The organism is Candidatus Omnitrophota bacterium, assembly GCA_040755155.1.
GTDB lineage: Bacteria > Hinthialibacterota > Hinthialibacteria > Hinthialibacterales > Hinthialibacteraceae > JBFMBP01.
In genome coordinates, this window is sequence record JBFMBP010000081.1 from 34,822 (window position 1) to 48,259 (window position 13,438).

General features: G+C 51.9%; 8 protein-coding genes. 3 read left to right on the forward strand and 5 right to left on the reverse strand.

Translation table 11 applies throughout. The features are described from left to right. The 5 genes from AB1656_11190 to AB1656_11210 all read right to left on the reverse strand — a co-directional run bounded on the left by AB1656_11190 (window position 1) and on the right by AB1656_11210 (window position 6,869). Window positions 1-774 (reverse strand): YbbR-like domain-containing protein, encoded by a 774-nt coding sequence (locus AB1656_11190; GenBank protein MEW6235943.1) that lies wholly within the window; start codon window positions 772-774, stop codon window positions 1-3. After that, entirely contained in the window at window positions 771-1,535 is a 765-nt protein-coding gene (gene cdaA, locus AB1656_11195) for a diadenylate cyclase CdaA (GenBank protein MEW6235944.1), read from the reverse strand. Before cdaA ends, AB1656_11190 begins: the two co-directional genes overlap by 4 nt. An 11-nt stretch (window positions 1,536-1,546) precedes the next feature. Beyond that, window positions 1,547-2,350 (reverse strand): dihydropteroate synthase, encoded by an 804-nt coding sequence (gene folP / locus AB1656_11200; GenBank protein MEW6235945.1) that lies wholly within the window; start codon window positions 2,348-2,350, stop codon window positions 1,547-1,549. A 409-nt stretch (window positions 2,351-2,759) separates the two neighbouring features. Further along, on the reverse strand, window positions 2,760-4,709 hold the full coding sequence (ftsH, locus tag AB1656_11205; protein MEW6235946.1) for an ATP-dependent zinc metalloprotease FtsH: 1,950 nt from the start codon (window positions 4,707-4,709) through the stop codon (window positions 2,760-2,762). 402 nt (window positions 4,710-5,111) lie between these two features. Then, a complete protein-coding gene (locus tag AB1656_11210; GenBank protein MEW6235947.1) occupies window positions 5,112-6,869 on the reverse strand; it encodes a hypothetical protein in 1,758 nt (585 codons plus the stop codon). On the opposite strand from AB1656_11210, the gene AB1656_11215 reads away from it, so the two are divergent. From AB1656_11215 to AB1656_11225, 3 genes are all read left to right on the forward strand, one after another. After that, complete coding sequence (locus AB1656_11215; GenBank protein ID MEW6235948.1) at window positions 6,793-8,526, forward strand: DUF2723 domain-containing protein; 1,734 nt, start codon at window positions 6,793-6,795, stop codon at window positions 8,524-8,526. The genes AB1656_11210 and AB1656_11215 overlap by 77 nt on opposite strands. A 7-nt stretch (window positions 8,527-8,533) precedes the next feature. Further along, window positions 8,534-10,435: an O-antigen ligase family protein gene (locus tag AB1656_11220; GenBank protein ID MEW6235949.1), complete on the forward strand. Its 1,902-nt coding sequence runs from the start codon at window positions 8,534-8,536 to the stop codon at window positions 10,433-10,435. Window positions 10,436-10,666: 231 nt separating this feature from the next. Then, window positions 10,667-13,219, forward strand: coding sequence for a clostripain-related cysteine peptidase (locus AB1656_11225; GenBank protein ID MEW6235950.1), 2,553 nt, complete (start codon window positions 10,667-10,669; stop codon window positions 13,217-13,219). The last annotated feature ends 219 nt before the right edge of the window (window positions 13,220-13,438 follow it).

Consider the following 13,438-nt stretch of genomic DNA (forward strand, 5'->3'; position numbering starts at 1 on the left):
TCATTTTCCCTTTTTTTCCAATTTCAACGTAACGGTAACTCCCCGTATGTTCTCCTGCGCCGGATGGATGTCAATCCCTTTTTCCATCCGTTCCAATGGCAAAAAGATGGGGGGCGTATTGGGGGAAATCAAACTCATGTTCAAACTCACGGTCGATACGGATTGGATGCGGCTCAAGGCCGCCCGGTCGCCGGTGAAGGCGATTTTATCGGGATCGATGACAAGGCTCTTCAAATCGTAGCCTTCGGGAGGCGTTCCCATGCGCGGCGCTTCCACGGCCAGCAGTTTTCGAACGCGCAAGAGCGGGATCGCGATTTTGGCGGAATCGGCGGTTTCGAAATTCGGTTGGGTTTCCGCCAAATCCCAATAGGCGACGCTTATCGTCGCCTGGCTTGGAGCGATGCTGTCTTCCAAGATGGAAATCCGCGCCCGGTCACGCGGCTCCAGGTTCGTACGGAACATCTCGTTCGTCAAAATCACGTTCAACGGAGAGCCGTCCTCCGGCGGCGCGAACTTGGAGAGATCGATGCGGAAACTGGAAAGATCGGGACGAATCAGTTCCAGGGAATTTCTTGCGCCCAGAATCGTAACGCGCGCCTGCGGAGATATCCAGCGATCGGGAAGATAATAGAAATGGGGCAAATTTTCCACCGTGACGGGAACATCCGTCAACGTACGGCGATTAATGCGATCCTGTCCTTTCAACCAGACCATGCCCACGGCCAACAGCAACGCGGCGAACTTCAAACCCAGGTTCGATGTCAACCGGCTCATGAACTGCCTCTTTTCTTAAGCACATTGGTTAAAATCGATGGGAAGCGCTCCACGTCGATTTGGCGCGTAATTCGTCCGTTGATCGCCAGCGATACGCCGCCGGTCTCTTCCGAGACGATGACGACGACGGCGTCCGTTTCCTCGGCCAGACCCAAGGCCGCCCGATGGCGCATTCCCCAGCTGGAATCGATCTGTTCCCGCTCGCTCAAGGGCAGAAGACAAGCGGCGGCGGCGACTCGTCCATTTCGCAGAATGACGGCGCCGTCATGCAGCGGAGTCAAAGGTGAAAAAATCGTTACTAACAATTCGGAGGAGACGTAGCTATCCATTCGGATGCCAGTATCGATGAAGCCTTGCAGGCTGGAATAGCGCTCGAAAACGATCAAGGCTCCGATATGCCGTTTGGAGAGAACTTGCGCCGCCTGGGCGGCTTCGGCGCAAATCGGATCATCCTGGTTGCGGGATCGCTGAAAGAAACTCGTGCGCGTCATTTCCGTCACTGCCCGCCTCAGCTCGGGGGCGTAAAGAATTACCAGTCCAATGAAACAAGGCAATTGCGCGGAAGTTAAAACCCAATAGATAGTAGCCAGGTTCATAGTGCGGCACAAATAGGATAAAAGGAGCAGCAGAACCATAAACTGGACGACGTGCATCGCCCGGGTGCCGCGAACGGATTTCAGCAGCAAGTATACCATCGCCCAAAGAATGACGATTTCCGTTATAGCGTAGGGCGCTTCCTGTCCGAATACTTTTATCCACATGAAAATGAACCTTATTGCGATTCGCCGTTCGTTAACGATTCCCGCCGAATGGCGTCCGCCATCGCCGCCGCGTCCCGCATGGCGGCCGCATCGTGCACCCGTACGATATCGGCGCCGTTCATGATGCCCGCTACGGCGGCGCCGATCGTTCCCATGAGGCGATCTTCCGTCTCTTTTCCCGTCGTGATTCCAATAAAAGATTTGCGGGATACGCCGATCAACAATGGGTATCCCGTCAACCGAATGCGTTCCAATCGGCTAAGGATCGAAAGGTTTTGCTGGGCTGTCTTCCCGAATCCGATGCCGGGATCGAGAACGATTTGGCCGCTCTCCACTCCGGCTTTTTGCGCTTCTTGGACCTGTCTTTCGAAGAACGAGCGAATTTCTCCCGCGAGATCGCAGTATTCTGTTAACGATTGCATCGTGCGCGGGTTACCGCGCATGTGCATTAAAATTAATCCGGCCCCAGACTCCGCCGCTAAATCCGCCAGCCGAGATTCGTTTTGCAAGCCGGATATATCGTTGACGATCGCCGCGCCCGCCTCTACAGCCTTTGCCGCCACGGCGTATTTGACCGTATCGATGGAGACGCAAAGGCCGCCCTTTCCCGCCGCTTCCCGGATGACGGGAAAGACGCGCCGAAGCTCTTCTTCCTCGGAAACAGCCTCCGCGCCAGGCCGCGACGATTCGCCCCCGACATCGATAATGTCCGCCCCTTCTTCCGCCAATTGGTAAGCGCGTTCGATGGCGCGCTTCGCTTCGAAATAGCGTCCGCCGTCGCTGAACGAGTCGGGCGTAACATTTAATATGCCCATGATCAGCGTTCGTCTCCCCCATTCGAATGAGCGATGGCGGCATCGCCATAGGCGGGACATGGAACGGCGTTCCTTTCGTTTTCGGCGGATAGACCTCGGCTTATCCGTTCCATCATTTGGGAATGAAACGGAGAATATCGTTTGTTAGGATGACGCCATTCGAGGATTTACGGCCATACCGTATGAATAAAGCCGCTTATCTTAATAAACAGCGATCAATGGCCAGTGGCCAGTGATGCGTGGATAGAGATATTTGTGGGGCTTGCTTCGCTTTTCCCGCTCAATGATTTTCGAAGCGTTTCAGGAGAACATCCCGCCCGCGGTACGCGGATTATATCAAGCATACAGGCGAAACGCTTGTTTAACCCAAGTTGGCGGGGTTCGCTTCGCTCGAGCCACCCTACAATTTCTAAGCCGTTTCAGGAGAGAGGGATTCCAGTATTTTCGGCGGATCGGGAATCGCGACTTCTCTCTTCTTCTCCTCCGGCGCCGCCTCCGGTTTTTTCTCCACGCCGGGGATTTTCGCGCGAGATTCAATTGTATTTTTCCGGAGTTCTTTCACTTCGTCCGCGCTGAGTACTTCTCGTTCCAGCAAGGCGTTGGCTAAAGCGTCCAGCATGTCGCGGTTTTCATCCAGAACCCGCTTGGCGCGGTGGTAGCATTCGTCGACGATCTGCCGTACTTCTTTGTCGATCTCGAAGGCGATCTCTTCGCTGTATTCCCGGTCTTTATAAAAATCTCTCCCCAAGAAAATCTGATTTTCGTTCAATCCGAAGGTCAGCGGACCCAGTTTGTCGCTCATGCCGAATTGGCAGACCATTTTATGGGCGATGTCGGTAACGCGCTCCAGATCGTTCTGCGCTCCGGTGGTGACGTCGCCGAAGACGATGTCTTCCGCCACGCGGCCGCCCAGCAAGGTTACCATCCGCGCCATTAATTCATTGCGGGTGGTGAGATAGCGGTCCTCAATAGGAAGGTGCATGGTGTAGCCTAGCGCCCGGCCTCGCGGCAGAATCGATACTTTGTGCACGGGATCGATTTCGTCCATGTCGAGACCCACGAGAGCGTGTCCTCCTTCGTGATAGGCGACGATCTTTTTCTCTTTGTCCGTAATCGCGCGGCTTTTGCGTTCGGGACCGGCGGTAACGCGTTCGATGGCTTCTTCGAAGTCCTCCATTTGTACGCAATCACGGTTTTTCCGCGCCGCCAGCAGAGCGGCTTCGTTGACGCAATTGTAGATATCTGCGCCGGAAAATCCCGGCGTCCGCCGCGCCAGCACGTGCATATCCGTGTCCTTGGCTAACACGATATTGCGGGTATGAACTTTTAAAATCCCTTCACGTCCGTTCAGGTCCGGCAGGTCGATGATGACTTGCCGGTCGAAGCGTCCAGGGCGCAGCAAGGCGGGATCGAGAACGTCGGGACGGTTGGTGGCCGCAATCAGGATCACGTCCTCGTTGGTATTGAAGCCGTCCATCTCGACGAGCAGCTGGTTCAGCGTCTGTTCCCGTTCGTCATGACCGCCGCCTACGCCCGCGAAGCGCTGGCGCCCCACGGCGTCGATTTCGTCCATGAAGATGATGCACGGCGAATGTTTTTTCCCCTGTTCGAACAGATCGCGCACCCGCGAAGCGCCCACGCCGACGAACATTTCCACGAAATCGGAGCCGCTGATGCTGAAGAAGGGAACATTCGCTTCCCCGGCGACGGCGCGCGCCAATAAGGTCTTTCCCGTTCCCGGCGGGCCATGTAATAGAACGCCGCGTGGAATCCGGCCGCCTAATTTTTGGAACTTATGAGGATCTTTTAAAAATTCGACGACTTCCTCTAACTCTTCCTTGGCTTCATCGCATCCGGCCACGTCGTTGAAGGTGATTTTCGATTGATTTTCGCTGTTCAGCCGCGCCCGGCTTTTGCCGAACGACATGGCCTTGCTGCCGCCGATTTGCATTTGCCGCAAGATGAAGAACCACACGCCGATCAACAGAAGAATCGGCAATAGGCTGGTGAAAATCGTAAAAATCCAATTGCTGTCCGTTTTGCTGCGGTAAGAGAATTCTTTATGCGCTTTGGCGTAATTGTCGATTTTCTCCCACACCTTCACGCCCAGTTCGGGCGAGGCGAGTTGGACTTCGAAGGGAACTTTATCTTGAATCGGTTTTCCATTCTCGACCATGAAGCCGGTGATTTTCGTAGGATAAAAATCCACATCCAGCAATTGGTATTTGACGCCTTCATCCAAAATATCCATAAATACTTTCAAATCCAGTTGCCGGGGCCGTTCCGTTTGGATATTGAAGACCACCAGGATGATGATGAGGAGAAGAAGGCTGTAAAAAATAATGGTTCGGTTAAACAAGATTCGTTTTCCTTAGCAGGAGGTTCGTTTGTTAAGATTAACAAAATCAAGGTTTGGTTTTAGAGCGGGCCGGAACTGGCGACGTTGCGGCGAGCCGGCCGGACGGATATTTCTACTTATGATGCCAAAAATGCCTTTCTTTCCTATTTTGCCGCGTCGGCGCCGCCCGAAGGAAATTGGATCGATGCAATTGCGCATTGGCATGCCGCTATGATAATTAGGCTGGGTATTAATCCATTTCGATCCCAACGAAAACGCCTCCCCAAAATTTCATGGAGAGGAGCATTTTCATTTTGCCGTACTGAAGCTAATAATAGGACAATATTTAATGTTAAATCAATTAACCTTTCTGTCAAGCAAAGTGTAGGCCGAAAGCGGCGCGATACGGTTTTTTTTGGGATTTTATTCAGGCGCCGATACTCTTTCTCCCGGTTCGATGACCAACGGTATTTTCAACTCCCGGCATACGTCGCCAATTCGCTGCAAAAGCAAGCGCGTTTTCTCGATGCGTACTTTATCCGGTTGGCTTTGAAAGACGATATCCGCCGGCCCCAACTCGCGAACGTCGGCGCAGAATCGCGTTTCCAAGTACTTCTCGTCTTCCGGTCCCAGATCCTCGCCCATCGCGGCGAGGTTGAGAAAATTCAACGCGGGATAAGCCGCCAGGTAACGTTCCTTATACTTTCCCAGCCGGGAAAATTCCACGACGTGAATAGGCTTATGATGAAAGGTTTGATGATAGAGATGCATTCCGCTCAAGTTGGAAGGCGAAAAAGGCAATTCCAATATGGATTTGCAATTTGGATTGAATATAGCCGGATTGAAAGAATAATCCGCCAGCTGCGGCGGCCGCCACCAGGTCTCCACTAAAAAAAACAGACCTAAGACGATGTAAATAGGCGCGGAATAACTCCGAAGCGCCGGTTTCCATTTTTCCCATCCGATGGCTCCAGCCAAGACAAGGCAAAGAAATCCGATATAAGCGAAGCGGGCATATACGCGGATGACGGTCAAGAAAGGGATGGTCTCGAATAGCGCCGTGGGCGAAAAGATCGGCATTCCCTTCGGCATGACGATTTCACCTTTGAATTTGAATACGGGACCCAGCGATAGAAAAAGAAAAATCGCCGCCATTGCGAGCACTGCGCCGCGTTGCGGGCGATTTTTCCACAACGGACGATCGGCGATAATGAAAAATAAACTCGGTAGTACTATCGCCAGGCCGGGATGCAACTGAAATTCGCCATAATTCAATAAAGGCAATTGCAAAGAGTAAATTAACCAGGCTGGCAATAATAGGTGCAATAGATCCAGCGACCAATAAGCGGAATATTTCATCCCCACGGGATCAATGTAAATTTCCTGGAAAGCGCCCGCGTTGGGCCGGTAAAAATACGCCAAGAGAGCAGCCAGCATCGCCGCGCCTGATATCGCGGCGATTCGCAGAATGCGGAAAAAGGCCGCCCTATCCTTCTTTTCCGCTCCATGCGATATCAACCTAACGAATAAGTAGATCCCCGTAAAAAGTCCATAATACCAATCCGTAAACAAGGCCAATAACCATGCTAGAGTAAAAAGGGCGAGCGAGCGCTTTTGGCCGGATTCCAGCATCCGCTCGCATTGCCAAAAAGCCAGAAACAACCACGCCGTGGAAAAGAGGTTCAAATGCGGCTGATGCGCCCAGCGGTAGGGATTGAACGCCGCCAAAAAGCCGATGAACGCCGAAGCGGCCATCCCCAATCCGAACCGCCGCGCCCAAAGCGAGGCGAATACGCCCGTCCATAGCGTCCAGAAAAAAAAGAGCAGATTGTAGGAAACGTTGGCGCCGAAGAACGCCGTAATCGGCGCCGCGATGAGACCGTTGGCGATAGATAGGGTATGCACTCTCAAATCGCATCCCCAAGGAATAAAAATCATATCGCAGCGCAAGGGCGAGACATGGCGCTCGAAAAGGGCATAATAAACCCACCAAAGATTCCAAAGATTCGTTCCTTTATCTCCCATCGGCGGGCCGCCAAGATGGCCTTGGATATGCAGGATTATGGGAGAACAAAGAATCGCCGTGACGGCGGAAAAGAAGACGATGAAGCGCGCCGAATCCTTTTCCCATAGCCTTTTCAGCCCCGGAACGGCGTTTTTATTGTCGTGGACGCTCTCCATCTGCGCGATGCCTCAAGACCTGACGTGGGGCGATGCGCCCGAACTGGCGGCCAGCGCCTGGACGTTGGGCGTTCCCCATCCGACAGGATACTCGTTTTACATGCTGGCCGTCCATCTTTGCCAATGGCTTCCCTGCGGAACCGTCATTTTCCGCGCGCATCTGTTTTCGGCGTTCTGTTCGGCTCTGGCCTGCGGCGTCTTGTTCGTAGCGCTGCGCCGGCTTCTTGAAGACGCTGGCGATATAGAATCTCTGGCGCCGCCGTCCGCGATGCTGGCTATCATGGCTTATCGCTTGACGCCGGCCGTCTGGGAGCAATCTCTCACCGCTGAGGTCTACGCCCTCTTCGCCTTGGAATTCGTTTTGATCCTTTATATTCTTCCTTGGATCATCCGCCGCCCGCGCATTACTTTGGCGCCGTTGGCGTTTCTAATCGGCTTGCTTTTAGTTCATCACCGGCTATCGATTTTTTCGATTCTTCTTGTTCTGATTTTGTTTTGGATTCGCGTCTCGCCGGTTCTTACGCGGTGGCTGCGCCTTCCAGATTGCGACGTCAAGATTTCGGGAATAGATTTTCTTTTCGCCGGTCTCTGCGCTATTCCTCCACTGCTTTTGTTGTTATATTTTCCCTTTCGTGCATGGAAAAATCCGCCCATCGACTGGTTCGATCCCGAAACCTTTTCACGTTGGCTGCAACTTGTCAATGGCGGCCAGTTTAACGATATTCTCCAGCGCGGAATCGCCGCCTTCATCAGCCGATTCCATCCGGCGTACGCAGCCGCTTTCTTTTTCTTGCCGCTTTTTTGTTATGGCTTCGCAGCGATTTTGGCCGTATGGGGTTGGATAGTTCTTTTCCGTCAAAGGATTTGGCTAGGATTGTTAACGTTAGCGCTCTTCGCCGTCTATCAGGGCTTTTTTCTTGTCTACATCACCGGAGACCGGCAGGTTTTTCTGCTCCCGGCGTTATTGACGCTTACGATGCCCTTGGCTTTCGGCGCAGCGGATATCTTTTCCCGCCTGCGCCGTTCGAATTTATCGTTCTCCTCTTGGATCGGCGCATCGTTGGTTCTGGTATTGGCGGCGATTTCTCCTCTATTTCTCGCTTACGACGACCGCAAACCGTTCTTTCCCGTTTCTGTGGAATCGATAGCGAATCGCTTTGCCGCCGCAGGAGACCGATCCGCTTCCAGCTACGCCGACGGCGTTTGGCGCTTTGCGCCGCCTGGCCGTCCCATCCTCACCGGGCTTTTCGAACCCAGCGCCGATAACGAATATTTTCCCTTGCTCTATCAGCAAATCGTGGAATGCCGGGGCGTTTCCACTCCCCTGATTGGAGCGGGATTTCTCTTTTACGATTGGTATCGCGACCAGCTCAATTCCCGTCTATCCCAACCTCTAGAAATGCGCGGCGACCGGCTGATGCTTACCCGCGAGGATTGGCTTGAAGACGTTTGGTTGACTATCGTCGAACCCGGTCTGCAGGACGGATCCATCGCCGTTACTACCCAACATATTCCTCCCTCTTGGTTCGAACGGGCGCGGATACGAGAAGCGGCTCGCATAACGGTAGACCGCCGCGCCATATCTCTATCGTATCAAAGTTACATCCCCAGCGGATTCGTTTATATCTTATCCGCCAAAAATAAGGATAATCGGTGAGACGCCAATGAACCTGCCCATTCATCGCGCCGATATGGACAAATGGGAACGCGTTATCGCGATGACGATCGCCGCTTCCACGCCCTTCGTCATTACGCTAACGACGGTCGATTCCTACCTTCTGCCGAAGTATGTATGGCTTGCCTTTTGGACGGCGTTATGGCTTTTTCTTATCGCTGTCGATAAGCGCGGCCTACGTCATCCATGCGCCTTGGATTGGCCGATTCTAGCGTTATTGTCCTTATCCTTGATCTCAATCTTTCTTCATTACCGGACGCCCATACAAATCCGGGCTTACGGCAATCTGCTGCTCTTCGTTTTTCTCTTTTACGCTTTCCGCCGTATTTGGTCGATGGGCGCTTCGCGGGGTGGCAAGGGCAAGGTTTTTTCTGCCCTTGATCGAATACCACCCGCCCAAGATGGCGGCATGAATTCAAAGGCTGGCTTCGCCTTGCCTTTGCCACCCGCGATGGCGATTATCCTTACTATTGTCGCCAGTCTGTTATCCCTTCACGCCATACTACAAGATTACGGCGTCGATTTCGCCTATCGCTCCGGCGGAAAGGGAGATTGGCGCTTTTTAATAGTGGCTACACTGGGCAATCCTGAATTCCTAGCGGGAGGTTTGGCGATTATTTTGCCCGTCATCTTATCCTTTGGTTTGAGACAAGATCGCCGCGGCGGAAAAATAACGCGATTCCTGGAATCATTCGCGATAACCTTCGCCGTTCTGCTGATCGCCGCCTGTCTGGCCGTTACATTCTGCGTGGGCGCCGCCATCGGCTTGGCGGGAGCGCTTATCGCAGGGATCGGAACCGCCCTATGCCTGCGCCAATCCATCCACATTCCCTTGATTCGCGGGATGATACTTTTTCTCGCTTTTGCGTTCTCTCTCGCCTGGTATATCACGGATAATCCTTACAACAGCCACGGCCATTCCTTATATCAAGAAGCCAAAAAATCCCCCGCCTGGTTTTCTGGCTTCGGCGCCCGCCGCTTCAACTGGAAGACGACGCGCCTCATGATGGACGAATTTCCTCTAACCGGAATCGGTTTTGGCAACTACCTCACCGTTCACGAGCATTATCAGGGATTGAATTACAGCATCCAAAACCACGCTCACGACCGCTCCTACGTCGTTCCCGTCGATCAACCCCATTTTCAACTCTTGGAAACCGCCGCCGAAATCGGACCGATTGGGGTTTTGATTCTCTTTTGGCTCGCCGCCGTCTGGATCAAGGCGGCGATTAGGAAAATCCAATTGGAGCCGCACCATCGATGGTTCGCCTGGGGCGCCTATCTGGGAGTTTGGGCGGCGGCGGTTCATTCCCTGGCGAGTTTCCCCTTCCATCTTCCCGCCAGTTCTTTGTTTGTCGTTCTACTGGCGTCCTATCATGTCTCTTACCCTCAAAATAGAGCCGTTAATACGACATCGACCGACAAGAAATGGATAGCCTTCGTCCTTGCGGCGATCATTGCCGCATCATCTTACTTTCAATTTTTGAGCAGCAAGAATCTGCGCATTGGCTTGGAATTGAACGGGATGAACTCGCTGCCTTATCTGGAAGCGGCGCGTTTCTTCGATCCCTATTCCCATCAAGTTCATTACGCCCTGGCTCTTCGATACGGCGAATTGGGATGGAAGCAAAAAGCGATTGAATCCACACGGATGGCGTTGCGCTATCAGGAAGACCTCGAGTCTCATGAATTCCTGCATAGCATCTATTTGGGACAAAATAATCTCGCCGAGGCCATCCGGGAAAAGACGCGCGTCGTCGAGTTGAATCCAGTCTATCCCGGCCATCGCCGCGAGCTGGCGGCTCTGTTGCGCAAAGCGGGCGATGAGAAATCGGCGATAATTCAAGAAGCCGCCACCGCGGAATTGGAAAGTCAATTAAGCGCGAAATAGCCGCATTGACTCCTTAAAGAGAATGAATCCGAATCCCTTTTATCTATTCAATGGATTTTATTCTAATTGATACTTTTTTTGTTTTTCTCCTATGAAAGTTTTCCAAATCTATTAAAATATTGAATCGATTTTTTATAGGATTATAGAAGATCGATAGACATAATTTATACGAAAGAAAGGATGAACAAGAGCATGGAGAAGAAACTTATTTTAGGAGTGCGTTTTTCAACGATGAATGTCTTATTTCTGATAGCTGCCATACTATTGGCGGCGATGCCGGGTTGGACGTCGGTACGGCCTTTCAGCAAAAGCGGCTTTACCAACGATCCTGGAACACTGGCCCCTTATACGCCTCCTGCGCCCCATAATGGAACCGGCAAAAAATTGTTGGCTATTTATATGGTGGGCAGCGACCTGGAATCGAACGATCTAGCGGGGACGACGGATCTCAATGAACTCATAACGGGATATAACGAAATCGCTCCCGGCGCCGTTGATGTCATTGTCGCATTCGGAGGCGCCAATAAAGATGGCTGGCGCGGCATGAAATTCGCCGACATGGATCAAGTTATCAAGGATTCTCAAAATGGCGCTTATGGCGACGAGACCGCAAATAGTTCTTATCTCTACGCGGAAAGCCAAGCGCACATGGGCGATGAGAGCTCTTTAATCCTATTTTTGCAATACATTCAAGAAGGCTATCAAAATTACGATCAGCGTTTTCTCGTTCTATGGGATCATGGCGGATCTTATAGCGGCTTCGGCAACGACGAGAATTTCAATTTCGATGCCTTGTCGTTAAGGGAAATAAAAAACGCCTTCGTCAATGGCCAGGCGGGCGTTTGGGATATCATCGGCTTCGACGCCTGTCTCATGGCGTCGATGGAAGTCGCCCTGATTGTGAAAGATTACGCAAAATATCTCATTGCTTCCGAAGAACTTGAACCAGGCCACGGTTGGAACTGGAAAGGCGTCGTGAAGGAATACGCCAAAAGAAGCGCCGCCGTTGAAGCGGCTAAGGCCATCGTAAACGATTATGTTCAGGATATTCATCCTTATTATGCATCGGGCAAAACGCTCTCCGTCGTCGATCTTAGCCGCATGGACGAGGCTTCGTCGAAAATCGACGCCGTCGCCTGGGCTTTCGCCAACGCTTTGGATAATAATACGGAGGACAAACCTGCCGTCCTTGAAGCCTCCACTAAATCTCAAGTCTATGGACAGCAAGGCAAGAACGATCAAAGGATCAGTCTTGATCTTCTCCATTTCGCGCAGATCGCCCAATCCAAGATCGTCAGCGGCGAGAATTCGCAAAAACTGGCGGAACTCATCGCTGTCCTCCAATCTCTCGTAGTTCTCGCCCGCGACGACGGCACGAAGCCCAATTCGAATGGCATTTCCATTACTGCGCCCGAAAACAGTCCCGGCATCTCTGCGTATTATGGTACTCCCGGCATGGAGGCGTTTCAGACAGCGTTTCAAAAAATCAAACAAGACGACGTCGAATCTCCCGATATCGTAGATCAAAATCCCGACGCCGATGCTGGAGATATCGACTTCTCCGATCCGCTCCTCTCCCTATTCGAGGGAGAGGTGGATCCCGCTTTTTACGAATGGCTTTGGAAGTTGGAAGAGGAGATTTGGATTGAATACGAAGCAGGAAATTTGACGGACGACGAATTGAATGAAGAACTTGAATTGCTCTATTCGTCCTATACGGAAGAGAGTCCCGAATACCAGGAATGGTTGGCGGAAGTGGTTTACGATCCGGAACAATTGATGACTTTCGTCTTTATCCCGGAAAGCATCCTTAGTTACTTCATCTCGGGAGATTTCGAACTTCCTCCCGCCATCGACGGTTCCGAGGAATCGGATGGAGACATAGCGTCTTTCAATCCATCTCCCTCCTATCCCTTCCTTATCGGCGACCGGGCCGCTTTCGTCTATCAAAACGGCGGCCATGGTCCGGGAACGCAACCCCTCTCCGATACCCCCGTCCAGATTCAAGGCCTGCTGGTCGATTTCAGCGATCCCAATCTGACGAACGTCGTCACTACGTTTGGTCTCCTTTCCACTTTCGACGTAGATGACGATGGGAATATTGACGATTGGTTTATGACGGTGGCGGAAGTGGAAGCCTATTCCACCAGCAAACCGGGACAGTTCTTCACGCCGAAATGGAATCAATATTGGTATTTCATGGATTACGATCCTGAAGCCGATCCCATGTATTTACCTCTCTATTTCACGAACAAAACCAAAATCCTAGGCCGTTATTTTACCTTGTACGCCTCCGAGATCGATTATCAAGACGCCGATGTGGATTATTCCACCGGAACCCACGAGGTGGATTTCTATGGCAATCCCGTCGATTACGCCTCGCTGAATTTTATCGTGGCGGATAATAACATTGTCGTCGATCACGACATAAGGCCCTACAAAATTCTTTATTCGGGGCCGGACGACGAATACGGAACCGTGCAATACGATAAGAACGCTAAAAAGATAAAGATCGGCGATGCGATCCGTTTCTATTCCCTCGGCATCAACCTTACCCGCGAAGGGTACGACTTCTGGTTCGAGGAAAGCGATCTCTTAACCATCGCTCAAGAGCCAACCTATTTCGTCGAGCTGTTGCAATTCGAAGACGAGAACGGCGAGTTGCTGGATTACTATTACGCCATGCGCGCGGAAGACGTGGCGGGCAACGCCGTCATGACCGATCCCGCTCTCGCGGCGGCTCCGCCTGATGATACCAGCGTGTCCAATTGGTCGATTTATTAATTCGTTTCCGGCAAAAAAAACGTAATCGTGGACTTAACTTAATTGGTTTTATATACTACAATATAACAATAAAATTTGATCGAACATCGATGCGGGAACCATTCTTCCTTTCGCTTTATTGATTCCAGCGGTTCCCGTTCTTATCCTCCCTTGAGTAGCGCTTATCTTAAGCGCTATTTTTTTGCCCGTTGGAAGAAAATGAATTGGCGCAGTTATACC

Bases quoted from the DNA above. Each gene is read 5' to 3' on its own strand.
- AB1656_11190 (MEW6235943.1), bottom strand. From the start codon at position 774: ATGAGCCGGTTGACATCGAACCTGGGTTTGAAGTTCGCCGCGTTGCTG.
- cdaA (MEW6235944.1), bottom strand. From the start codon at position 1,535: ATGTGGATAAAAGTATTCGGACAGGAAGCGCCCTACGCTATAACGGAA.
- folP (MEW6235945.1), bottom strand. From the start codon at position 2,350: ATGGGCATATTAAATGTTACGCCCGACTCGTTCAGCGACGGCGGACGC.
- AB1656_11215 (MEW6235948.1), top strand. From the start codon at position 6,793: ATGAAGCGCGCCGAATCCTTTTCCCATAGCCTTTTCAGCCCCGGAACG.
- AB1656_11210 (MEW6235947.1), bottom strand. From the start codon at position 6,869: ATGGAGAGCGTCCACGACAATAAAAACGCCGTTCCGGGGCTGAAAAGG.
- AB1656_11220 (MEW6235949.1), top strand. From the start codon at position 8,534: ATGAACCTGCCCATTCATCGCGCCGATATGGACAAATGGGAACGCGTT.
- AB1656_11225 (MEW6235950.1), top strand. From the start codon at position 10,667: ATGAATGTCTTATTTCTGATAGCTGCCATACTATTGGCGGCGATGCCG.